This window comes from Neorhizobium sp. LjRoot104 (assembly GCF_964253725.1).
In the GTDB taxonomy this organism is placed as follows: Bacteria; Pseudomonadota; Alphaproteobacteria; order Rhizobiales; family Rhizobiaceae; genus Neorhizobium.
Window position 1 is genome coordinate 1,349,891 of the sequence record NZ_CAXURS020000001.1, and the last position, 21,931, is coordinate 1,371,821.

21 protein-coding genes are annotated in these 21,931 nt (G+C 57.8%); 17 read left to right on the forward strand and 4 right to left on the reverse strand.

Going from position 1 to position 21,931, the window contains the following annotated elements; all coding sequences use genetic code 11:
• Positions 1-64: 64 nt before the first annotated feature.
• From ACSQ8R_RS06950 to ACSQ8R_RS06980, 7 genes are all read left to right on the forward strand, one after another.
• Positions 65-511, forward strand: a complete 447-nt coding sequence (locus tag ACSQ8R_RS06950; RefSeq protein WP_436252675.1) for a hypothetical protein — start codon at positions 65-67, stop codon at positions 509-511.
• Positions 511-1,176: a hypothetical protein gene (locus tag ACSQ8R_RS06955; protein ID WP_436252676.1), complete on the forward strand. Its 666-nt coding sequence runs from the start codon at positions 511-513 to the stop codon at positions 1,174-1,176. Before ACSQ8R_RS06950 ends, ACSQ8R_RS06955 begins: the two co-directional genes overlap by 1 nt.
• Positions 1,176-3,842, forward strand: a complete 2,667-nt coding sequence (locus ACSQ8R_RS06960) for a hypothetical protein (protein ID WP_436252677.1) — start codon at positions 1,176-1,178, stop codon at positions 3,840-3,842. The genes ACSQ8R_RS06955 and ACSQ8R_RS06960 overlap by 1 nt, the downstream gene beginning before the upstream one ends.
• 79 nt (positions 3,843-3,921) lie before the next feature.
• Positions 3,922-4,200: a hypothetical protein gene (locus tag ACSQ8R_RS06965; protein WP_345921943.1), complete on the forward strand. Its 279-nt coding sequence runs from the start codon at positions 3,922-3,924 to the stop codon at positions 4,198-4,200.
• Complete coding sequence (locus ACSQ8R_RS06970; RefSeq protein WP_436252678.1) at positions 4,188-4,718, forward strand: hypothetical protein; 531 nt, start codon at positions 4,188-4,190, stop codon at positions 4,716-4,718. Before ACSQ8R_RS06965 ends, ACSQ8R_RS06970 begins: the two co-directional genes overlap by 13 nt.
• A 12-nt stretch (positions 4,719-4,730) precedes the next feature.
• The gene (locus ACSQ8R_RS06975; protein WP_436252679.1) at positions 4,731-7,760 is read left to right on the forward strand and encodes a transglycosylase SLT domain-containing protein; all 3,030 of its coding nucleotides are present in this window, start codon (positions 4,731-4,733) and stop codon (positions 7,758-7,760) included.
• Positions 7,760-11,932 carry a hypothetical protein gene (locus tag ACSQ8R_RS06980; protein WP_436252680.1) on the forward strand — a complete coding sequence of 1,391 codons (4,173 nt, stop codon included), beginning with the start codon at positions 7,760-7,762 and terminating at the stop codon, positions 11,930-11,932. The genes ACSQ8R_RS06975 and ACSQ8R_RS06980 overlap by 1 nt, the downstream gene beginning before the upstream one ends.
• On the opposite strand, the gene ACSQ8R_RS06985 is transcribed toward ACSQ8R_RS06980, so the two are convergent.
• A complete protein-coding gene (locus tag ACSQ8R_RS06985; protein WP_436252681.1) occupies positions 11,929-12,243 on the reverse strand; it encodes a hypothetical protein in 315 nt (104 codons plus the stop codon). The two genes, ACSQ8R_RS06980 and ACSQ8R_RS06985, sit on opposite strands and share 4 nt — an antisense overlap.
• A 92-nt stretch (positions 12,244-12,335) precedes the next feature.
• Here ACSQ8R_RS06985 and ACSQ8R_RS06990 point away from each other — a divergent pair, with 92 nt between their 5' ends.
• The 9 genes from ACSQ8R_RS06990 (at position 12,336) to ACSQ8R_RS07030 (ending at position 16,433) form a co-directional block, all read left to right on the forward strand.
• Entirely contained in the window at positions 12,336-13,628 is a 1,293-nt protein-coding gene (locus ACSQ8R_RS06990; protein WP_436252682.1) for a hypothetical protein, read from the forward strand.
• A gap of 6 nt (positions 13,629-13,634) precedes the next feature.
• A complete protein-coding gene (locus ACSQ8R_RS06995; RefSeq protein WP_436252683.1) occupies positions 13,635-13,862 on the forward strand; it encodes a hypothetical protein in 228 nt (75 codons plus the stop codon).
• Positions 13,859-14,161 (forward strand): hypothetical protein, encoded by a 303-nt coding sequence (locus ACSQ8R_RS07000; protein WP_436252684.1) that lies wholly within the window; start codon positions 13,859-13,861, stop codon positions 14,159-14,161. The genes ACSQ8R_RS06995 and ACSQ8R_RS07000 overlap by 4 nt, the downstream gene beginning before the upstream one ends.
• A gap of 45 nt (positions 14,162-14,206) precedes the next feature.
• Positions 14,207-14,398 carry a hypothetical protein gene (locus tag ACSQ8R_RS07005; protein ID WP_436252685.1) on the forward strand — a complete coding sequence of 64 codons (192 nt, stop codon included), beginning with the start codon at positions 14,207-14,209 and terminating at the stop codon, positions 14,396-14,398.
• 82 nt (positions 14,399-14,480) lie between these two features.
• On the forward strand, positions 14,481-15,173 hold the full coding sequence (locus ACSQ8R_RS07010) for a peptidoglycan-binding protein (protein ID WP_436252686.1): 693 nt from the start codon (positions 14,481-14,483) through the stop codon (positions 15,171-15,173).
• Between the two features lie 11 nt (positions 15,174-15,184).
• Entirely contained in the window at positions 15,185-15,436 is a 252-nt protein-coding gene (locus tag ACSQ8R_RS07015; protein ID WP_436252687.1) for a hypothetical protein, read from the forward strand.
• Positions 15,433-15,648: a hypothetical protein gene (locus tag ACSQ8R_RS07020; RefSeq protein ID WP_436252688.1), complete on the forward strand. Its 216-nt coding sequence runs from the start codon at positions 15,433-15,435 to the stop codon at positions 15,646-15,648. The genes ACSQ8R_RS07015 and ACSQ8R_RS07020 overlap by 4 nt, the downstream gene beginning before the upstream one ends.
• 45 nt (positions 15,649-15,693) lie before the next feature.
• Positions 15,694-15,984 carry a hypothetical protein gene (locus tag ACSQ8R_RS07025; RefSeq protein WP_436252689.1) on the forward strand — a complete coding sequence of 97 codons (291 nt, stop codon included), beginning with the start codon at positions 15,694-15,696 and terminating at the stop codon, positions 15,982-15,984.
• Positions 15,984-16,433 carry a hypothetical protein gene (locus ACSQ8R_RS07030; protein ID WP_436252690.1) on the forward strand — a complete coding sequence of 150 codons (450 nt, stop codon included), beginning with the start codon at positions 15,984-15,986 and terminating at the stop codon, positions 16,431-16,433. Before ACSQ8R_RS07025 ends, ACSQ8R_RS07030 begins: the two co-directional genes overlap by 1 nt.
• 6 nt (positions 16,434-16,439) lie before the next feature.
• Here the strand turns inward: ACSQ8R_RS07030 and ACSQ8R_RS07035 are convergent, their stop codons facing one another.
• On the reverse strand, positions 16,440-17,720 hold the full coding sequence (locus tag ACSQ8R_RS07035; RefSeq protein ID WP_436255399.1) for a tyrosine-type recombinase/integrase: 1,281 nt from the start codon (positions 17,718-17,720) through the stop codon (positions 16,440-16,442).
• A 399-nt stretch (positions 17,721-18,119) separates the two neighbouring features.
• Here ACSQ8R_RS07035 and ACSQ8R_RS07040 point away from each other — a divergent pair, with 399 nt between their 5' ends.
• Positions 18,120-19,088, forward strand: a complete 969-nt coding sequence (locus tag ACSQ8R_RS07040) for a hypothetical protein (protein WP_436252691.1) — start codon at positions 18,120-18,122, stop codon at positions 19,086-19,088.
• 63 nt (positions 19,089-19,151) lie between these two features.
• Here ACSQ8R_RS07040 and ACSQ8R_RS07045 read toward each other — a convergent pair whose 3' ends face one another.
• Both ACSQ8R_RS07045 and ACSQ8R_RS07050 read right to left on the reverse strand, forming a co-directional pair.
• Positions 19,152-20,222 (reverse strand): UvrD-helicase domain-containing protein, encoded by a 1,071-nt coding sequence (locus tag ACSQ8R_RS07045; protein ID WP_436252692.1) that lies wholly within the window; start codon positions 20,220-20,222, stop codon positions 19,152-19,154.
• Positions 20,209-21,807 (reverse strand): ATP-dependent nuclease, encoded by a 1,599-nt coding sequence (locus ACSQ8R_RS07050; RefSeq protein ID WP_436252693.1) that lies wholly within the window; start codon positions 21,805-21,807, stop codon positions 20,209-20,211. Before ACSQ8R_RS07050 ends, ACSQ8R_RS07045 begins: the two co-directional genes overlap by 14 nt.
• Positions 21,808-21,931: the final 124 nt, after the last annotated feature.

Consider the following 21,931-nt stretch of genomic DNA (forward strand, 5'->3'; position numbering starts at 1 on the left):
CCCGGGGGTGCGCTCAAATCTGAGCGTACCCCTTTTCCATTTCTCTTTCCCATAGGTGAACATCATGGATCTGCCAGTGAGCAATCCTAAGCTTTCGGGTGGCCGCTTCATGCAGGCTGACTACTCGATCGGCCGTTATGCGGCGACTGTCCCGTCCGAAACGACGCTCGACGACGTGACGCATCCGCAATTCTTCTCCAACCACCTCAGTGTTCTGAAGCCCGGGATGCATATCGCCGTGGTTTCGGATGACATGGCGCTGGACTGTGACCTCCGGGTTGTATCCGTGACCAAGACCTCGGCAAGGGTCCGCGTCCTGCGCGTGTTCGATGCCGAAAATGCTCCGGAAGTTCGGACGGCCGATGTCAAGGCGCCGGAAGTCTCCCACGGTGGACCGAAACACATGTGGCGCTTCATCCACAACGGGGAAGTCATCCAGCACGGCTTCCATTCGAAGGCCGATGCGGAGACCGCCGCCAAGAAATACTTCGAGATTTTGAAGGGTCAATAATGGTCGACAAACTCCAGGTCTACAAACAGGCGCTCATTCACCTTCAGGCGGCATCCATTGTCACCCTGACGGATGATGTCGAGGCTCGCTATGTTCTGGACAATGCCTGGACCGGCGTTGTCGAGGAGGCTTTCAGCGCGGGCGATTGGAACGCGTTCAAGGTCTCTGTTGCCCTGGAGGAAAGCGTAACGGGGACGGCGGCGCTCGGCTGGGCGTATGTCTTCGACTATCCGGACGATTACTCTCGGACTGTCGCCGTCTCCAACGTGCCGGACTTTCGCAGCGGCTTCCGGGAGTATGCGGACGAGGGCGGCTATCTGCACTCGAACACGAACCCGATGTTCCTGCGCTACATTTCCAAGGCCAATATGACCGATGTCGCCACGTGGCCTACCATGTTCTGGCGCTATGTGGCGGTAAAGCTCGCCTTTGAAACGGTGGGGAAGCTCACGTCCAGCGATGCACTCGAAGCGAAGCTAGACAAGAAGCTCGACAAGGCTCTGAGGCAGGCGAAAAGCGTCGATGCCCGCAACGAGAACAACAAGGTTATCGGAACCGGCTCCTGGCTGCGAGCGCGTCAAGGTGGTTATGGGTACGGTGACGGCTATGGTCGCGGTGGAACGCTTGTCGGCGGCGAAATCAGCCCGGGCGAGGGTGACGTTTAATGCCGACCGTAAACGCTCCAGTCTATTCGCTGAACGGTGGCGAGGTTGGTGACGAGGCTCTTGCCCGTCTCGATCTCGAAGGCCAACAGTTTGCCGGCTCGCTCTATGAGAACGCCTTGCCGCGCGTGATCGGCTCCATGACCTTCCGCCCTGGCCTCGAACATATAACCAATATCGACTTTGGACAGGTCCAGCTTCTCGAACATTCCTATTCTGGCGGCTCGACTTTCGTTCCGGTTCTCTCGAATGAAGCTCTGAGGGTGGTCAAGGGCGATGCGCTGATCTCTCGCGTTTCCGTCGCTACGACTGTGACGAACGGGGATTTTGCCGCCTTCACCGGCTGGACGAATGCCAGCACGGGCACGGCCTCCGCCTCGGTATCGGGCGGGGATCTCCAGCTTGCCGGCGCAACGCAGTCCAGGGCGTGGGCGAAACAGACGATTTCCGTTGCTTTGGCCGATCGGGATGTTGAACACGCCTTGCGCCTCGAAGTCACGCGCGGCCCGATCAAGGTTCGTTTGGGCTCCACAGCAGGTTCAGATGACCTGATCCTTGAAGCGATCCTAGACGACGGCGTTCACTCGATCGCCTTCACGCCGACGACGGCAAGCATCTTCCTTGAGCTGATCAACGAACAGCCGCGCCTTGCAATCATGTCGTCCTGCCAGATTGAGGCGGCCGGCATCATGGTTCTGACGACGCCTTGGACTTCGGACGATCTGGAAGACAATATCCTGCGCTACAAGCAGAACAAGGACGTGCTGTATATCGCCTCGGGGGTATATCAGCAGCGCGAAATCCAGCGCCGCGGCGATGCCTCATGGGGTATCCAGCGCTACAAGGTGAGCGACGGGCCGTTCGTCACCTCTGACGGTCTGGTGTCCCTCCAGCCGAGCGCGCTTGTCGGCAACATCACGCTCACGTCAAACCGCGATTTCTTCGCTTCAACGATGATCGGAAAGCTTTTTCGGCTCTTTCAGAGCGGGCAGACGATCGATGAAACGTTCACAAGCGCGCCCGCAAACGGCGCCTTCATCCGCGTGGCGGGTGTGGGTGTGGCGAGGCGCTTCAATTATTCTGTCTCGGGAACCTTTTCCGGCACTGTCCGACTGCAGGTTTCGGTAGATGACGGTTCGGGAAATCCATCGGCTTGGACCACCCTGTTGAGCTTTGCCGCTGCTGCGGCCACTACCTATACCGATCCTGACAACAACGTCGTCAAGTTCTTCCGCTTCGCCCTTGGCAGCGGCGATTATACCAGCGGCTCGATCGTCACCAACCTGACCTATAGCGGCGGTAGTCAGTCCGGCATTGTGCGCGTCACCGGGTACACGAGCAAGACTGTGGCGTCGGCCGAAGTCCTGACCCGCCTCTATTCGACTGTCGCAACGTTCGAATGGGATAGCTCTACCTGGTCGGATCATGACGGCTGGCCGGCGGCTGTCGAGACGTTCGGCGGGCGCCTCTATTGGGCGAACGTGGATCTCATCCATGGTTCCGTTCCGGACGCCTTCAGGAGCTTTGACGATGAAGTGGAAGGGGCCTCGGCTCCGATTGCTCGATCCGTCAACTCCAGCTCGGCGCGTGGCGTTCTGTGGCTCCTCGGCCTGCAGCGGTTGATTGCCGGAACCGACATGTCCGAAATCTCGGTCAAGGCCTCCTCCTTCGATGAACCTCTTACCGCCGATAGCTGGTTTCCTGTCGATGCCTCGACGCGTGGCTGTGCCAGCATTCGGGCGGTGAAGGCGGACAAGGACGGCGTGTTCGTCCAGGCCTCCGGAACGGGCGTCTTCCGCATTTCTCCCGATGCCCAGGGCGTCGATTACACGTCAACCGATCTGCTCGCGATGCATGAGGATCTGTTTGACGGGTCTCAGGTCGTGGACATGGCAGTCCAGCGCCGGCCTGATACCGTCGTCTGGTTCGTCCTGGCGAACGGTGAGGCTCGGGCCCTGACCTATGAGCCGGCTGAAAAGGTTATAGCCTGGTCGCGCGTCCTGACGGATGGCGAGTTCAAGAGCGTTTCGACAAGCCGCGGCTCCAACCAGGATTCGGTTTATTTCGCCGTCGTCCGTAACGGGACGCAAAGGCTCGAACGCCTGGCAAACCTCAACGACTGCAAGGGCGGCGCGATCAATTGCGTTGCCGATGGCTTCACTCGGTTTACGGGGTCGCCAACCACGACGTTTTCAGTTCCTCAACTGGATGGGCTCGACGTGGTTGTGTGGGCCGATGGCGCCGCGGTGCATGATCAGGACGACCTCTATACGGTCGCGTCTGGTCAGGTCGTGCTAGAAACGGCTGCGAGCAACGTCGTCATAGGTCTGCCCTACAATGCGCGGTGGCGGTCAACCAAGCTTGCCTATGGGGCTGCAGGCGGCACGGCGCTATTCCAGCGCAAGAAGGTGTCCAAGCTCGGTCTGTACCTGCTGGACACGGTTCTCGACGGCCTCCGGGTCGGCAAGGACTTCGACACGCTGCGACGGTTCACGACCACCAAGGCGGGCAAGCCGATCGTTCCCGGGCAGCTCTTCCAAAACTTCGATGCTGACCTGATGAGCATTAGCAGCGATTGGGACACGGATAGCCGGATCTGCATTGAGCAGCGGGCGCCGTATCCCTTCACTGCCGCCGCTCTCGTCCTGGATACCCGCACCAGTGGCTAAGGTTGCATGGGCGAATGACGAAGACTTTGCCCGGTACTATCACGGCAACGAGTGTCAAGCTCGATGGATCGGGAAGGCGATGCGGCGCGGCCTCCTGGTCGCCGGCTTCGGTGGGGCGATCGAAACCGCCGCTGGCGAGTGGGTCGCCTTCCTTGAAATCCCCAACTCGGAACGGAAGCCCTCTCTGTACCGGCACGTGCTCGAAGGTTTCGAGCGGGTGAAAGAGGAGGGGGCGACGGTCATCAAGGCTGTTTGCGACACCTCAATTCCCCGCGCTGAGGAACTGATGCGGCGGCTTGGCTTCGAGCCAACCGACGAGACAGTCAACGGAAAGGTTCTTTGGAAATGGCAGAACTAGCCGCAATCGGTTCGATCGTCTCGGGTATTGCCGGGGTGGCCGGGACTATCATGTCCGTTTCCGGCGCGCTCCAGCAGGGCAAGGACGCCGAAGCGAAGGCCAAGTATGAGGCCAAGGTTCAAGAGCAGCAGGCCGATGAAGCGCAGGCGGCTTCGCAGCGGGAAGCATCCGAGAAGTACCGCCAAGGCCAGTACATGCTTAGCCAGCAGCGCGCGGCGATTGCCGGTAGCGGCGGCAGCGTGAACGATCCGTCCGTTATCGACATGATGGGCGAGACGGCCGGCGAAACGGCTCTTTCGGCCGAAACCTCGATCTACAAGGGCGAGCAGCAGGCGCGCGGCTATAACGATGCTGCCAAGGTCTCCAGGTACGAGGGGAAGGCGGCTCGGCGGGCTTCCTACTACAACGCGGCCGGCGCTCTCTTCAGCGGCGTGACCAGCATGTTTTCGCGGTTCGGGGCTCCTCAGAAGAGCGCGCCGTCTCCCAGCGTTCGCACTCCATACGGCTCAAAGTCCTAAGGATAGCTGATAGTGAAAATCCCTACAGCACGAGATATTTCGCGCGATAGTACCCGCTCGGGCCGCATTGCGAATTCTGGTCCGGTCTCAAACGTCGGGGCGGCGATGGCCGGCTTTGGGCAGGATCTTGTTCAATCCGCCTTCAACCTGAAAGACCTGGCGGACAAGGAAGTCCAGGAGCTTAGCAACAAGCGCGGCAACGACGTTTCGACAGCTCTGACGAACTTCCTCAACAGCGAGGAAGAAGGGTTCCTGAAGGCTCGTGACGGTTCGACCGAAAGCGGGATCGGCTTCACTCGCCAGTATATCGAAGGGTATCAGAAGCGGGCGGATGACTTCGCCAAGGCAAACTTTGCCGGTCTTAGCGACGACGATCAGACGAAGTACAACAACACGCTCTTGGGCCGTGGCAACAGTCTTTATGAAAAGGCCTATGACTTCGAGACCAAGGCGAAAACGCTCTATTACGACCGGAACACAAACAGCAGCCTGGATAACGTCCGCAAGCTGATCCGCAACAGCGCTGCGCCTTTCGACCAGCTCAAGGTTCAGGGCCTCGAAGCGATCAACAGCGCCGACATGCCGGAAACCTGGAAGGCTATCCGCCGGCAGGAATGGGAAGCCGACGCGGCCGAAAGCAAATGGCGGTGGAAGTTCCAGAACGCTCCTCAGCAGGCGCTAGACGAGATCCGCGGCACGGGCGGGACTGATGCCGTCCTGGCTTCCATGCAGGAAGTCGAAAGCTCGGGTGATCCGAATGCGGAGTCGTCCAAGGGCGCTTCGGGCCTGATGCAGGTTATGCCGGAAACCGGTGCCGAGATTGCGGGCGAGCTGGGCGACAGCGCGTTCCCGACAAGCGGCACGGTCGAAGAGCAGAAGGCCTATCTGAAGAACCGCGATGTCAGCAAAAAGTATGGGGAGCATTTCTATAAGAAGATGCTCACCCGCTATAGCGGAGACAAGGAAGCCGCGCTGATCGCCTACAATGGCGGACAGACGAGGGCGGACGCGTGGATTGCCGCCGGCCGTGACGATTCAGTGATCCCGAAGGAAAGCGCCGACTATTACAAGAAGGTGCTGGGCAAGGCCAAGGTCGCCACCTTCACGTCACAGGACGCTTCCCAGGCTAAAGTTTTTCTACAGTCTCGGACGGACAAGGACGCGACCCACATCGACGGGTTGGACGATGGGTTCTCGGTCAAGCTCGCTCGCATGTTCCAGTCTGCGCCGCCTGAAATTCAGTCTGGCCTTGGGATCTATTCCGGCGCCCGCTCGAATGAGCGACAGGCTGAACTTTGGAAGGAAGCCCTTGCGAAATATGGCTCGATCGACGAAGCCAGAAGGAATGTAGCGCCTCCAGGTCATAGCAACCACAATTCCAAGGACGGCCACAAGGCAAGGGCTGCCGATGTCGCGTTTAACGGTCAATCGCTGAAGAACGCGCCGGCCAACGTCGTCAAATGGGTCCATGAGAATGCGCCGCAATATGGCCTGAAGTTCCCGCTGGCGAATGAGAACTGGCATATCGAAGACGCCAGCACTCGGGGCGGGAAGGCGGCGCCTGTTGATCCGGATCTCGACGCCATTCCCTATGACCGGCGCGAACAGCTCGCGAATTGGGGGGAGACGGAATACAGCCAGCAGCGCACTCTTGAGCGGACGAGGGTAAAGGATAGCTATAACCTCCTGATCGCGTCCAAGCCTGAGGAAGTCGATGCGAATGTCATCCTGCGGGATAATACGATCGACGACGGCGACAAGGCCGCGCTGATCAACTCGCTCCGTACCGCCATGAAGGATACCGGGCAGGTCAACGGTTTTATCCGCTCCCTGGCTGGCGGCGGTGCAAGCGTCAACCCGTTCGATCCCGACGAAACCAAGGTCGCGGACAAGGCCTATGAGAAGATGGTTGCCGGCGCTCCCGATGACCAGCAGGCGGTTGTTGCCTCCGGGTTCGTCGCCGGCACGAAATACATTCCGAAGCAGGTTCAGGCGGACTTGCGCCGCGGTGCCGCATCGACCGACGTTGCCTCCATGGGGCAGGCGATGACTGCGGCCAACGTTCTGCAGAAGAACGCCCCGATCGCGTTCGGTGCCTTCCCTGGTGGCGAGGCGGTACGGAAGAACCTCGATCTGTTCCGGACATACACGAATGACCTCGGCTTTACTCCTGAGGAAGCCGCTCGGCGCCTCATCGACGGCAACGACCCTGACAAGGTGCGGGCACGTGACGCCCTCCTGGATTCGAAGCCGATCAAGAAGCTGATTGACGGGATCGACGCGGACACGGTTGCGAGCGAGTTTTCAAAGGGCTGGTCTTCGCCTTCCGTGGGTGGCCTGGCAACTCCTGAGCAAATCAAGGTGGGGGTCAATTCCGAAGCTGAAGCCGTCCTGGTGGAAGACTATCGGGAAGCCTTCCGTGAGGCGCTGGTTGACACCAACGGCAACGAGGCGGCGGCGAAAGAGGTTGCCAAGCAGCGCTTTGCCAAGCGTCACGGGCCTTCACAGTTCACCGTGTTCGGCTCGAACGTCATCATTCGCAACCCGCCTGAGGCGAGCTATCCGGCCGCTCCAGACGGAACCCACGACTATATCCGGGAACAGGCAATCGAAGACATGAAGGGCCTCGGGCTGCAGAACGTGGAAAACATCTATCTCCAGCCTGACGGGGAGACGGAAAAGGATATTCGCGCCGGCCGGCCGCCACGCTATCGCGTGTTTGTCGAGACCGATGACGGGTTGCAGCTTTCCCCGCGGTATTTCCAGGCCGATCCTGCAGCGCCGGCAATCAAGGCCAAGGAAGAGGCTGCAAAGCAAATCAAGGATGCCGAAACCCGTATGATTGAACAGCGAACCCAGGACGTGAACGAACAGCAGGCGGTCGATCGCGCTCTTGCCGATCCGGTCGGAACGGACTGGATGAAGGCGCGGGCTGCGGAAACCGCTGTCGAAAAGCAGCGGATGGACAAGGCATTCGGCGGGCCGATCATGCGAGAAAGCCCCTCGACGAACGACAAGGCCGGCGGCGGGGGTGGTTACTGATGCCTCTCGATATGAACAGTATGGTTGAAGGTGCCGGCCCGCTTATCCTCTCGCAGTATGACAAGCCGGACCCGACGTTCTTCGAAACCTTGAAGGCTACCCTGAGCCTGAATAACCCTCTTGGATCGGCGGCGTCAGGTGCGTATCTCGATGGCTCCGCTGACGAGCTTTCGAAGATCGATCAGACGTACAACGTCTATCAAGACCCTGACTTTGCCGATCTGGTGAAGGCAGATCCGGAACGCTTCGAAACGATCTATAACCGCAAGGCGGCGGATGTCGTTCGGTTGGATATTGAACGAGAAAAGCGGGATGCCGCCACTCTCAAGGCAAGCGGCTGGGTTCCCTGGCTCGGCGCTGCTGCGATTTCGACCGTTCTCGATCCTACAATCCTCCTTCCTGGCGGTGAGTTCGTGAAGGGCGCCCGCCTTGGCTACAGTGGCGTGCGTTCAGCGGCTTCCGTGGGTGTGGCTGCTGGCGTCGGGGCTGCTGTCCAGGAAGGCGCGCTGCAGGCAACGCAAGAAACCCGCACTGCCGGCGAAAGCGCCATGAACATCGGCGGTTCGGTTATCCTGGGCGGCGTCATTGGGATGGCCGGCGCGAAGTTCTTCAGCAAAGGGGAATGGGACGCTGCCGCTCGCCAGCTCGAAACAGATTTGGCCGATGACGTTCCCAATCCTGAGGCGCTGACGCAAACGATTGTGCAGCGCATGCAGTCGGCCGGTGCCGCTGCTTCCGATAACATCAATCTCGAAGATCTAGGGATCGGCGGTTCCAAGGCTGCGGAGCTGGTCGCGCGGGCGACTGCTGCGGCTCGAATCAATCCCGGCGTTCAGACCATGCTTTCCCCCTCCAAGCGGGTCCGCGAAGTCTATGCGAAGATGGTCGATAACCCGATCATGACGCGCATGAACATGGAAGGGAAGACGCTCGGCGCCGACGTGGAAAACCTCGTGAAGCTCTATGAGCGCGGCGCGGTTGCCTCCTGGCTGAAGTCGTCCAGGGCTCTCTATCGCGATGCTCGAAAGAACGGTTTCACGGGGACGATAGGCGAGTTCAACACGGCTGTAGCTCGGGCCGGCCGTCGTGGCGATATCGACGAGGGCGGCAATGAGTTCGTCACCCGCGCTGCCCAGGAAGCCCGCTCGAAGGTCTTCGATCCGCTCCTCGAACGTGCGAAACGCTCTGGCCTGCTGCCGGAAGACGTGAAGGTAACGACCGCGGCAAGCTACGTGACGCGCCTCTGGAACCGTCAGCGTCTCATGGGCGAGGAAACCCGCTTCCGTGACATTGCCCGTCGCTATTTCTCGGAACAGCTAGACCAAGCCATTCTGAGGCAGGAAGAGCGCAAGATCGGCAACAAGGTCGTTGACACGATGTTTGTCGATGACCGCTATAACAAGGCGTTCACCCGGCTCCAGAATGTTGAGGATCGTCTTGCTGCCCGCCAGAAGACGCGGGACGCGATGCTCGGCCGCGTTCGTGGCGAGGAAAGCCGCCGCTTCGACGTGCTGAAGGATCGGGCGCCGAAAGAGGTTGTGACCGCGCTGCGCGAAGCCCAGGCCGGCGATAGCCTGGTCAAGGCCGTGAAGGAAGCTCGGACGGCTGAGAACGTGCGGCTCGCGAAAACCCCTGTGCTTACGATCCTCAAGCGCCGCGGTGGTGTCCGGATCGGCTCATCGCTTGACGCGAACCTGCGGGCCATGGGCGTTACGCCGAAGACTGTTCCCGGTCTCTTCAAGAAGGAAGGCGGGCGCGGCTCTGCTGACAATATCGTCGGGTCTGAGTTCGAGCTATTCGATAGCCTGCCGACCGATGCCAACGGCTATGTCGATGAAAACGCCCTGATGGATGCTATTCGTGCTGAAGTCAGCGGCAACGCTCTCCGATCGGCGGCCCAGGAGAACGAGCTTGCCAATGCCGACGCCCTCGGCGCCAACGTTTCGGAATGGCTGAAGAGCGTGGGGATCGACGAAAACTCGACTATCCGCGAGATCCGCGAAATCATGGCCGAAAAGCTGCGGCCCGAAAAGGTTCTGGATGACGTGGACAGCCGTATCTCTCGGCTGAACCAGGAAATCGACGACTTCGACAAGGCGACTGACGGGCTTCGCAATGAGCGCCTGGTGTCGGAAGCCCAGGCCAAGAACGTTGCGAAAGAGCTTCAGGATCTTGAGGACGAGATCAACGCGAACGTTGACCAGGTGAAGCAGTCGCCGGCCATCAAGCGCATGGTCGATTATGCCCGCTCCCGTCGCGACTATGGCAAAGCCCGCTATGACCAAACCCGGATCAAGGCGAGGACCGACGCAATCAAGCGCGTGGACGCTGAGGGCCGGCTGACGCCTGAGCTTGAAGCGGAACTGAACGTTCTGGCAAAGGAGGCCAAGGAGGTTGAGGTTCGGCTTGCCAAGGCCAACGCGACTTCCGAAAAGCTGAAGCCCTTCCTTCCAAAGCAGAAAGAGGAAATCCCGGAGTTCGTGGATGAGGGCGACCGCGCCGATTATGTCGAGGAAATCGTTTCGTCGGTCTTCAACAACCTGACTGGCAAGGGTGCGACCGATGTTCCGGAATGGCTTGTCCCGGTCAAGCGTGGGCCGCTCAAGGATCGCGTTTTTAACATCGCGGACGAGGAGGTTGAAGACTTCCTGGAGAACGACGCGGAATTGATCCTGCGCCGCTATGCCCGCACCATGGCGGCGGAAGTCGAGTTGACCGACCGGTTCGGCCGCGCCGACATGCAGGAGCAGCTTGACGAAATCGTTCGGGAATATGCGGAGCTTCGCAAGGGCGCCAAGTCGGCGGCCGATCTGGAGACGCTGAACGAGGCGGAAAGGCGCGACCTCGGAAACCTCAAGGCCTTCCGTGACATGATCCGCGGCACCTACCGCGCGGCGGACGAGGGGAGTTCCTGGAGCGCAATAACCCGGGCAGCCCTGACCTGGAACTATATCCGGATGATGGGCGGCGTAACCCTGACCAGCATAACGGACGCTGCCTCCTTCCTCGGCAAGTTCGGGATGCGCGCCACCCTGACGGAACCTGCCAAGATGTTCGCGGCAAAGCTCAAGGGCAACAAGGCGCTCCGGATCTCGATGGAAGACGCCCGGGAACTTGGTGTCGTGACTGAGCGCGTCCTTCAGTCTCGGCTTGCGAACCTGGCAGAGCTTCAAGACCCTTACCGCTACGGCTCCACCTTCGAGCGGTTCCTTTCAAACACCTCCAACGTGTTCACGAAAGCAACCGGCCTCGGTTACTGGAATGACGGGCTTCGCTCGATCGTCGGCGTCATGTCGCAAAACCGTCTGATGAAAAACATCTTCGGCGCCCTCGATGAGGCAACCGGCCGGATAGACTTCGCCAAGATCCACCCTGCAGAAAAGGCCCATCTTGCCAGCCTCGGCATTGACGAGAACATGGCGGCTCGGATTGCCGACCAGCAGCGCAAATTCGGGATGGTCGAAGACGGCATTTATGGCCCGAACGCAACGCAATGGGAAGACGACCTGGCGGCCCGCACCTGGGCGGCGGCTCTGAACAAGAGTGCTGACATGACCATCATCATGAAGGGCGTTGCCGATAACCCGCTCTGGATGAAATCCAACGTCGGCAAGCTGTTTTTCCAGTTCAAGAGCTTCATGCTCGCCAGCCATCAGCGGGTATTGATCGCCGGCCTGCAGCAGCGCCAGCACAGGCTTGCCGAACAGCTCATTTTCGGCACAACATTGGGGATGCTGATCAGTTACCTGAAATATGTCGAGCGTGGGGACTTCGACGAGGCCGAACGCCTGCTTGAAAACCCCGGGCTCTGGATCGCGAACGGCGTCGATCGATCGGGCGTCCTGTCCATACCCTTCGAGATCAGCAACACAGTCGAGAAGTGGGGCGTTCCGGGGATCACCTCGGCGGCACAGCTCGCGGCCGGCGACAAGGACCAGGGCGGGGGGGCGTCTCGCTATGCCAGCCGTGGGCGCTTCGGTGCGATTGCCGGTCCAACGGTCGGCACCTTCGAGGATCTGACGACCATCCTTGACCAGCTCATCGGCGGTGACATTAAGAAGTCCGGCGTGAATGCCGCTGTCCGTCAACTTCCCGGCGCAACGCTGCCCGGGTTCAGAACTGGTATCAACGTTGGCCTGAAGCCTGCGCTGATGGAAGGGACGGGGAATTAACGCCTCGTCGCGACTTTAGATTTTGATTTGAAAAGCCGCGTGATGCCGTAGACCGCTCCAGCGATGATGCAATTTGCAACAAAGCCCACTGTGGTTGTGAATGCGTGATAGGCGAACGGCATCCGAAGTTCCCGCATCTGGCTAAGCATCAATGCGGAAAGAACTGCTACCACGGCAAGCGCGATGACAAGCGGGAGTAACCGACGCTTGCCCTCGTAAGAACTCCAAACGAACCACATCCCGAGCAGAACGCCGGCAATGCGGATCGGGTCCACTAGCTGGGCAATAAGTAGCGCGCTTACGGCGACCATTCTCAAGGCTCCTTTGAGGAAGCCGCCATAAAACTCCGAAATCCCCATCAATGCAAGGTCGCACCCCGGCCTATTTCCCGTTGAGGTAAACGATGCCCGTAACTGAATTTGACGATTCAGAGCACTATGGCCTGTTCCTGACGAACCCTAACCGGCTGGATTCCAGCACAGTTATGCGGGTCCGAATGTCAGAACTGACCTTGGCTGCCCTGAGGGCGGCCGGCGTATTCGACAACATGATTGATGGAACGAGCGCGCCAGCGACCGATAAGCTGTGGCTCGACAAGAACTTTGATCCTGCCGTTCTGAAGGAATGGGACTCAACCGGCTCCTCTTGGGTTCCGATGACGTTCGATCGTCTATTCGGCCGCGCGGCTGTCGGCGAACTTACGGTCACGGGGGGTACAGGTAACGCCGTCGTCGTGTCCGAGCCGTCCGGCTTCAAGGCCGATCGGCTTTATCTCATTACTCCGACCGCCGACAATACGACCGCGGTAACTATCCAGGTGTCTGGGGTCGGAACCTATGACGCGAAGTATGGCGACGGCTCCGACCTTCTTGCAAACGAATTCACGACGGGGCGTCAAAGCGTCCTGCTCTTCGATGGGGTCAAGTTCGTTGTCGTGTTCTCGATTGCAGGGCTCAACGCCTACGTCACTGCTGCTGCCGCCAGCGCTTCGGCCGCCGCAGGCTCCGCCAGTGCCGCCGCTGGATCAGCAAGCGCGGCTGCAACGAGTGCGTCGAATGCTGCCAGTGCAGCGGCTGGAGTTCTTACCGGCGCGACCTCGGACGATACTTTTGCCGACGCAAACGAGCTTATCTACCTGGACGGCGCGACGGCGAAGAGGGGCACCCTTTTGGGGCTCATTTCCAGCATCTTCACCACGGCGCGGACTATCGCAAGCGCACAGTTCGCAAGCGCAACGTTCAAACTCTTCAATGCAGCGGGAACGCCGCGGGCCCTGACCTTCAACACCACGGCGTTGACGGCCGATCGCGCAATCACGATGCCCAACGCGGACGTCAATCTCGGCGATATCACTGCTCCTGATATTAAGGCCTGGGTGAGGTTCTCTGTGACATCGGGAACCCCAGCCATCATCGCCAGCAAGAACATGTCATCCATAACTGACAATGGCCTGGGCGACTTCTCATACAACATGACCAGCGCGACGTCAGATAGCAATTTTGGGGTTGTCGGGTCCGGCACGCCCGCCTCGGGCTCAAACATCGGGGTCATGGGCTTCCGCCCCTTCAGTCATTACAACGGCTCCGCCTACGTTGATGACACCCCTACGACGACGAGTTTCCGGTGCCAATGGAACCATGTCGGGGCCACCAATGCGTCGGATCCCGGCACTGGAACCGTGATAGTTGTGAGGTAATCAGACATGGCAATCGATCCAAACAAACGCATCATTTATCAGAACGACGACGGGGGCGTGTCTATCATCACCCCATGTGACTACGGCTCGACGATTCACAAAATCGCGGCAAAGGATGTTCCTACAGGACGGCCATACAAGATCATCAATGTGACAGACATACCGGCTGACCGGTCGCAACGCATTGGATGGATCGTTGATGAGGCGGACCTTACCGATGGAGTCGGCGCATGAGCATTATCAAGATTGACCCAGTAAGGGCAGCGCCCAGGGTTGAAGACTACCAGACCGCTATTCAGTCAATGGTGGACGAGACGGCGCGTGCGCAGCAATTCAACGACGGCGTGACGTTAGCGAGCTATGTCAACTCCACTGTCGAGCCGTGGGCTGCTCAAGCGCAAGCATTCGTCGCCTGGCGCGATATCGTCTGGCAGTACGCTTATGCCGAAATGTCGAAGGTTCAGGCGCGCGAGCGTGAACAGCCGACTGTGACGGCGTTTCTCGGCGAATTGCCGGAAATCGTCTGGCCGTAGGGCCATCAATGTTTGGTGTCTTTAACAAAGCAACGAGGTGCTGAAATGACTATCTTCACAATCACTGATCCAGACGACAACACAGCTTGGGATGTGCTGGAGATCACGAAGACTAACAGCGAATTCACTTTCACACAGCTCACCTTTCTAATCGCCCCGACCGGCGAGACTACGCCAACCAAGCAATTCAGGTTGATGACGATCAACAGCATCGAGGACATCCCGACGCCCCAGTAGGTGTCGGGAGAGTCCTGACCTACGCGCCTGCCGAATAAGCCTTACGGCTCCGAGACCACCCAATCCCCACAAGGAAAACGACATGAACGCCACCGTGCAAGCGGTGCAGCGGCGCTTGATTGCGTTCGGTTATGACCTTGGCCCCGGTGGGGCTGATGGTGATACCGGACGCTTCACGGCGTCGGCTGTTGCCAAATTCCAGGCCGATAGAAAGCTGGACATCAAGTATCCGGGAACCATCGGTCCCAAGACGCTCAAGGCGCTGGAGATCGATAATCCTCCCTCCGCCTTGGTCCCGCCGTGGGTCGATCTGGTCAACCGCAAGATGGGCCTGCATGAAACCCGGGACAAGAAGGAACTGAGCGAGTTCCTGAAGAGTGACGGGCATGCGCTGGGCGATCCGTCGAAGCTGCCCTGGTGCGGCGACCTGATGGAAACCATCATCGCCGTATCGCTCCCCAAAGAGCCGATGATTGCCAATCCCTATTGGGCTGCGAACTGGCTGCGCTTCGGCGTCCCGGTCAAGCAGGGCGAATATTACCTCGGCGCCATTGGCGTGAAAGCCCGCACGGGCGGAAATCACGTCTTTACCATCGTCGGCCACGACAAGACGCACGTTCACGCGGCCGGCGGTAATCAGAGCGACAGCATCAGCGTCGTGAAGATCCGCAAGGACCAGATTACCGGGATGCGCTTCCCGGCGACCTATCCGTTCCCAACCCAGCAAATGCCGCTGACCGTGTTCAACGGCAGAATTTCAACCAAAGAGTCCTGAAAGGAAATCCCGTGTTCAATTCCAATGCCTTCCATAACATCCTCAATATCGTCATTGCCGTTCTCGGCGCCGTCACGGCGTTCCTCATGGCGACCGGCTGCACGACCCTCGCCACTGGCGCGCTCGAATGCTCGGCCTCCTGGATCAGCCCGACCTATACCACCATTGCCGTTACGGCTCTGGCGGTCCTGAAGACCGTTATCAATGTCTTCCGCGATGGCGTCACCGGGCTCGCCAAGCCACAGCCGCCGGTCGAGAAATGACCGTTTCGACGGCGCTTGCGATCCTCAAGCTCCTGCTCTCGCTCGCTGCGTACTTTGCACAGCGGGCGAAGCAGACTGAAATTGAAACCGCGCTGCTCGCCCAACTGGAGAACCTTCATGGAAAGCGCGTTGATAAGGCGGTCGCTGCTCGTGACTCTGTTCTTGCTGGCGAGCTGCAGCCCGACCCTGACGACCCTAACCGGCGGGACTAGTGCGGCGGGAACGGAACAGTCGATCGCCGCGGACGTTTGCCGCGCATGGAAGGCCGTGAGCTATTCCAGGCGGGACACTCCGGAAACGGTTCTGCAGGTACGCGCGAACAACGAGGCGCGAAAGGCCTATTGCTCGTGAACCCCTCGGACATTTTAGCCGGCCGCGCCTATCGCGGCTGTCATGGCACTGCATACCACGTCGAAAAGATCCGGGACGGACTGGTTTACTTCCGTCTCAATGGAACAGGTACGCGGGTCTCGATCGACCTCGACACGTTTAGCGGCCTGATGATGCACGAGATACAGACTGATGCATTGAAAGGGCATGAGAACTGATGGCGGGAAGTGAAGAGATGATGTTTCCAAAGAAGTCGCCTACCTGGCACACATGGAATCTAAACACGATCCTAAACCTGCTGACGCTCGTCGGCATGTTGGCCGGCGGTGTTTATATCTGGGCCAATACGACTCGGGATATCGAAGACCTCATGAAATGGCGCCTGTCCCATGAGGAATACCACAAAGAACGCCTAGCAGAGACCAGGGCCCGGGAAGCCAGCTTCAATGAGAGACTGAGGGCCGAAGAGAACCGCGGCAACGAGGTTGATAGGAAGATCGACAACCTGACTTATCGCGTCACAGTGGCGGAACAGTCGGCGGTGTCCATCACCTCATCTATCAAAGAGCTGCAAGCCGGCTTGAACAAATACGGCGCGGATTTGCAGGTTGTTCGCGAGATCCTTCAAAGGATGGAAGCGAACCAGCAGGGCCGCCCGGGCCGGTAGTCTCTCCTAAGGCTTGGGCATAAGTTCGGCAATCCGCGCTGCCCAGGCTGTCAACGCGGCCCGCTTTTCGTCGGCATAGTCATAGCGGTTATAAACGGCGGCAACGCCCTTGATCGATCCCGACCGGTGATTAAGCACCGCCTCGACGACATGAACCGGAACGCTGAGGCGGGCCATTCCGCTCGCCGCCGTGCGTCTCAGGTCGTGGAACGTCCAAGGCTCGATCGTCACCGCCTTCGGATCGTCACCGCGTTCTATGGCCTCCTTCCTGGCTATCTCCAGCATGGCGGCATCCAACAGCGTCTTGGCCTTCGAGAAGCCAGATACGGGCGTCGTGCCGCTCGTCGTGAACAGATAGACCGGCTTGGCCTTCTCGTCGTTTGACGGCTTGATGCGGGGCAGGGCTTCGATGATGGAAAGCAGCAAGGCGGGCAGGGGAACGAAATGTTCTTTGCGGTTCTTCGATCGCTCGGGCGGGATCACCCATAGCTGATTATTGCCGCCTAGCTCAAACTCGATCCATTCCGCGTCTGCTACCTCGCTGCGCCGCTGGCCGGTCAAAAGCAGCATCCTGACCATGGGGCCGAAAGGATAGCCTTGCTTGTCGGCAGCCAGCAGCAGCAGCCTGATTTCATCGTCGGTCAAGATCCGGTCCCTTGTGGTCTCCTGACCTGGGGGCCTTATTTTTTTGTTCATAGGCGACACTTCGAGAATGTCGCGCTCGACGGCCCAGCCGAAGAACTTCCGAAGCAGGGCAAGCAGCCGGTTCGCCAGCACGGGCGCCCGATCGGCAGTCTTGTCTATGAACTGGATAATCTCCAGGCGGGTGATAGTCTGCATGTTCCGGCCGCGCCATTTCGGTTTGACCTCTTTCTCGAATAGCCGCTTTCGCTCCCTGACCGTGTTCGGGCGGTTCTCCTTCTCGACGTGACGCTTGATGAATTCGTCAATCGCGTCTTCCACAAGGTCAAGCTTGCGCTCCTTCCTTGCGGCTTTCTCCGCGGCCGGGTCTCGCACCTCAGAGACGGCCCTTAGCGCTTTCCCCCCTTCCTCCCTAGCCTGCGCCAGCGAATAGGCTGGATATGATCCGATCGTGTGTTTCTTCGGCCGGCCGTCAAAGCGGTATCGGATTGCCCAGCTCATCGCCGCCGGCAGTTCCTTCCCGTGGCGTTCGCGCTTCGGCTGAATGATCAGGTAGAGCCCCGGCAAACCGCCGTCAGGGATTTCCTGTCTCGTCGCGGTCGGCTTCATCGCCTCGATTGCTTTTGCGGTCAGAGCTTTTGCCATTGGGGAATTCTCGGGGTAACGCTGGGGTAACAGAATTGGCCGGCAGGCCGTGCAAGGTCGTGACAATGCACGACCGATCATTACCAGCGCAAGCCCTTATGAATCAGGGGCTTCAGCAAAGCTGTTGAAAAGCTATGAAGGGTCGTGAAGGGTCCGATTCACTGCCTTCTAAGCAGCAGGTCGCAGGTTCGAGTCCTGCAGGGGTCGCCAGCCTTATAGCCCGACTCATCCGTTGACTGAAACGACAATCCTTTGCGATTGATCGACTCAACGGATGAGAATGGGGCAATTCACGCTCCAGATCATTGCAATGAAACTTTTCTGATTTTCCAATTGGAAAGAATGATTTTGTAAACAATACCGGGTATGGCATCCGCGATATGGAGTGAGAACGACGGAATGCTTTTGCCAAGCCAATGGAATGAAGATCAGAAGCTCAGCTGGCAGGTTCAGTGGGACTCCTTCTTCAAAGTTCTTGCACCAAAATCAAATGTCATACGTTCCCTAGTCGAAGAGCAATTCAAACTACCGCGAAATGCGCTGTCTCAATGGCAGCAGATGCCTTCCGATATGAGTTCGAGACGGGTGGCCCAAGCCCTGCATCAAACCAAGCCCTGGAAAGAATTGCGAGGGGACGGTTTCTTCAGACCGGAAACGCCTTATCCGGTCGTCGGATATGAATACCAATCCACCGAAAACACCGGAATGCTCCTTCGTACGTTTATGTATGGAGAAGCATTTGATGAGACGTTCGGCGGTGAATTAGATGGAAACAATCTTGAATTTGTCGTTCTTTACTCTGGCAACGACATGGGAAAGGCTAAGGCCCGAGAAAAGCACAACAAAATAGAAGAGAAAGTTGTCCGGCATCTGTTCCTCGATCTCAATCAAATATCGGCCGGTGATCTTGAGAATGACAACATATACAGTCGGATTTTGCGTCTATCGAGACGAGATGCGAATGATTTTGGGCTCTTTTGGCAAGCGGCAGCCGAAATAGATTCTTTGTCTGATGCAACTGAGCGGCTGAAACTTCGAACAGCCTTGATCGTAGCGGCGATGAACAAGCCAGCGACTGCAAAATTTGCACTGGAATTGAATATGGATGAGCAGACGAAGAAAAATCTAGAGATGATCCTTCCGATCTTTGCTGACATGCGCGTCGCAGATGCGCGCGCGGAGGCGGAGCAAAATCTTCGAGACGGCATCAAGGATTTGCTGGAGGTAGCGGATGCTCCTCCAGACGTTTTTGCGCTGCTGGATAAGTCCTTTGGTGACAACTTGCATACATTTAGGGACGCAGTGAAGACTGCGATAAAGGAAAAGGACTGGCAGGCCCTCCTCGGGGCTAAGCCGACATTTGGTTAACCCCTCCCCATGCGGCTTTGCAGCACTGCGCTCTGGATAGCTCCTGCAAACGCCACCATAGACTTAATGTGGAATAATCTCGTCCAGAGCCGAAGTTCCGTCATACACGAATGTCACGCTGTAGCGGGCCCTAGTAACCCCGACGTACAGCTCGGGTTTGACACCGCTGACAAGCTCATAATCTCCCGTCTTCAGCCATTTCTGCGCCTTCTTATGGGGAAATATTAGTATCCGGTCGAAAGTCATGCCCTTCGACTCTCCAAAGTTCAGGGCCGGAAAACCAGCGCATTCCGTTCTCACAGACAATCGTAGGACCTGCGGCTTAAACTTGTTGATGTACTCGGTGACGTGCCCTGTCTTTATCGAAAACACGCCGTCATGACCGGTCACGTCCTCATTTCGCGACTGTGTCTTTTCGTGCTCGGGATAAAAGCTGTCGGCTAGGTCAGCGATCAGTTGGTTGCACCGATGGGTCTCGACCAGATGCTGCAGTTCAACCAGCTTCTTTTTTTCCCACTCCTGAAATTTCTTGATGATATCAGGTCCGCGAAAACCTTTGTGGCGGTTTGAATTATTGGTCGCGAACGTGGATTGCCGGGGATCGCCCACAAGAACGACTTCGAGATTAGACCTAAGCATCAGTTCGAGGATGTCGAGGTCATATCCAGCGAAATCTTGAATTTCGTCGATGTACACCCGTTCGAAGCGCTTTTCCAAACGGCGTATGATGGCGTTCTGGGAAGTCGCGTTGCAATCGCAGACAAATTCCGCGAGCTTGTTCGAGTAGATGTCCGACGAATTGCCGAAATAATAGCGGCCGACGTCCGATTTGAGGGCGAACCTGTCGACCGTCGTTTCTGTCCAAAAAATCCCGTCTATGCGCTTCTCATATTTATGGTTCCTGTACGGCCGAGCCATCTCTCGCAGAAGGAAGGTGTACCAGGGGATTATTTCCACATGCGGCGGAATGGCTTTCCCACGCTGATAGAACTTGGCCTGTATCTCGCGAACGTTGTTTCTGGTGTAGGTGATGATTGCCGACCGGGTCGACTTGTCGGCCAACACCTCGTCAACGATGCGTGTCGTCTTTCCACCACCTGCAGCGGCGATGACGATCCGGTTAGGCGACCGCACGGTTGATATACTCCGGTACGTTCCACGCTTTATCGGTTTCGAAAAGCCGTAGAGCGACCTCAGTCTTGTTATTCTGCATGAACTTCAGCAGCTCTTCGTCCGTGGTGTACGCGGTGTCGAAGATATCATTCAACACAGCCCGGTCATTGGCCTTCAGAAGCTGCGGTTCCAATGTCCTGGCGCTCTCGTCGGTATCGTACCGAACTGCGATGTGTTTATGCTTGAGATAATCGGCGTATTTTTGCTGCAGCCGAGCCACGTCCCCATCGTTGTCGGTCACCACGTCGACCTTGATATTCAAAATGTCAGCGATCTCCAAAAAGCGTTTGAATGCGAGAGAGCTGACACTGATGACATCGACGCCTGCCTCAATGGGCATCTTTCCGTGCTTTCGATGAAAGGCCTTCTGCACAACTAGCTCATCGGAAGGCCCTTCAACCAGGATCGCTCGCTTCGATAGCACCAGTCGAAGCGTGTCGTAGCCGGGCAGTTTCAGGAAGTAATCCCGGGTCTTCGGGTCGAGCGCGGTTAGCTTGGTTGCGATGCCGTTCATGAACATTAAAACAGAATCGACCCCAAGCTTGTTTATCACGTAGCTGCTGTGGGTGGTTATCAGGAGTTGCCGGTCTCCGCGTTTGGCGGCGATATGAGCGATCAAGCTTGCGAGATTCGTAAATGAAAGATGATTCTCAGCTTCCTCGATCAAGAAAACGTGGGAGTTGTCCGCAACATCCAGGGCTAGCTTGATTTTGACGGAGCTTTGTTCACCTTTGCCAACGAGCGTCATCGGAATCTCATCTAGGTGCGGCATCACACCTGACTCCCAGCTTGCCCGAGCCGAACTATCGAGCGACACGGTAATCGCCTTGTCAGAAACATGCCCTTTTTTCGCTTCGAGGCCTGAATTGATCGCGGCCACCTTAGGGTCGGCCAGGAAGCGATCTTTCATCTGCCGATATGAGAGAGCGAGACTAACCTGTTCCTCACGCGTCAGGCTGTCCTTGACCACATCCAGGACATATCGATTGGCAACACCATTGTTCCGCAGGGTGCTTGCGTCGATGTAGCTTGGTCGAACAAGAATGGATCGTGCTGTCACATCGTTGTCAGCGAAATCGCGCCACCGGACAATGTAATGTTCTACTGGAACCGTTCGAATGAGCGAGGGATCGGCGATATAGTCGTCGTACTCAGCCCGGTAGCCTTCGTTGAATTCGATCAGCATTCTGACGCCTGGAACGTCAAGCTTCAGGGAGTTTATCCGTCCTTTCAGCTTTGTCAGGTCGGGATCGTCCGAGAAATAAAGCTCGATCAGTATCGAAGGCGGTGGACCGACATACTTCTTGTGCAATGCCGCGATGTATTCGGTGACGACCTTGGAATTGAAGAGGTAAGGGTGCAGTTCCCCCTGGATAGCACGGCCGTTGATCTGCCCACTCAAGGCAAGGTGTATTGCTTCCAGAAGGGTCGATTTCCCGCATTCATTGTCACCGACAATGACGTTTAGGTTCGGATTGAGATCAACCGACGAGTCCAGCAAGCACCGGTAGTTTTTGATGACGACTTTTGTAATGTGCACCGACATCCCCGCGATCCATCCTGAAAGCCGACGAATCGGTTCAGATGCAAGTATGGATTCTTACCGTGGGGATCGTTGATAATACAACTGATGCGTTAAATATTGCGCTTCAATAACCCGGGATATCGAT

What these genes read in the sequence shown, in the direction of transcription:
- ACSQ8R_RS07020 (WP_436252688.1), top strand. Translation starts at nt 15,433, where the DNA reads ATGACCGTTTCGACGGCGCTTGCGATCCTCAAGCTCCTGCTCTCGCTC.
- ACSQ8R_RS07040 (WP_436252691.1), top strand. Translation starts at nt 18,120, where the DNA reads ATGCTTTTGCCAAGCCAATGGAATGAAGATCAGAAGCTCAGCTGGCAG.
- ACSQ8R_RS06965 (WP_345921943.1), top strand. Translation starts at nt 3,922, where the DNA reads ATGCGGCGCGGCCTCCTGGTCGCCGGCTTCGGTGGGGCGATCGAAACC.
- ACSQ8R_RS06960 (WP_436252677.1), top strand. Translation starts at nt 1,176, where the DNA reads ATGCCGACCGTAAACGCTCCAGTCTATTCGCTGAACGGTGGCGAGGTT.
- ACSQ8R_RS07030 (WP_436252690.1), top strand. Translation starts at nt 15,984, where the DNA reads ATGGCGGGAAGTGAAGAGATGATGTTTCCAAAGAAGTCGCCTACCTGG.
- ACSQ8R_RS07000 (WP_436252684.1), top strand. Translation starts at nt 13,859, where the DNA reads ATGAGCATTATCAAGATTGACCCAGTAAGGGCAGCGCCCAGGGTTGAA.
- ACSQ8R_RS06990 (WP_436252682.1), top strand. Translation starts at nt 12,336, where the DNA reads ATGCCCGTAACTGAATTTGACGATTCAGAGCACTATGGCCTGTTCCTG.
- ACSQ8R_RS06985 (WP_436252681.1), bottom strand. Translation starts at nt 12,243, where the DNA reads ATGGTCGCCGTAAGCGCGCTACTTATTGCCCAGCTAGTGGACCCGATC.
- ACSQ8R_RS07010 (WP_436252686.1), top strand. Translation starts at nt 14,481, where the DNA reads ATGAACGCCACCGTGCAAGCGGTGCAGCGGCGCTTGATTGCGTTCGGT.
- ACSQ8R_RS07050 (WP_436252693.1), bottom strand. Translation starts at nt 21,807, where the DNA reads ATGTCGGTGCACATTACAAAAGTCGTCATCAAAAACTACCGGTGCTTG.
- ACSQ8R_RS07005 (WP_436252685.1), top strand. Translation starts at nt 14,207, where the DNA reads ATGACTATCTTCACAATCACTGATCCAGACGACAACACAGCTTGGGAT.
- ACSQ8R_RS07035 (WP_436255399.1), bottom strand. Translation starts at nt 17,720, where the DNA reads ATGGCAAAAGCTCTGACCGCAAAAGCAATCGAGGCGATGAAGCCGACC.
- ACSQ8R_RS06970 (WP_436252678.1), top strand. Translation starts at nt 4,188, where the DNA reads ATGGCAGAACTAGCCGCAATCGGTTCGATCGTCTCGGGTATTGCCGGG.
- ACSQ8R_RS06950 (WP_436252675.1), top strand. Translation starts at nt 65, where the DNA reads ATGGATCTGCCAGTGAGCAATCCTAAGCTTTCGGGTGGCCGCTTCATG.
- ACSQ8R_RS07025 (WP_436252689.1), top strand. Translation starts at nt 15,694, where the DNA reads ATGGAAGGCCGTGAGCTATTCCAGGCGGGACACTCCGGAAACGGTTCT.
- ACSQ8R_RS06995 (WP_436252683.1), top strand. Translation starts at nt 13,635, where the DNA reads ATGGCAATCGATCCAAACAAACGCATCATTTATCAGAACGACGACGGG.
- ACSQ8R_RS06980 (WP_436252680.1), top strand. Translation starts at nt 7,760, where the DNA reads ATGCCTCTCGATATGAACAGTATGGTTGAAGGTGCCGGCCCGCTTATC.
- ACSQ8R_RS06955 (WP_436252676.1), top strand. Translation starts at nt 511, where the DNA reads ATGGTCGACAAACTCCAGGTCTACAAACAGGCGCTCATTCACCTTCAG.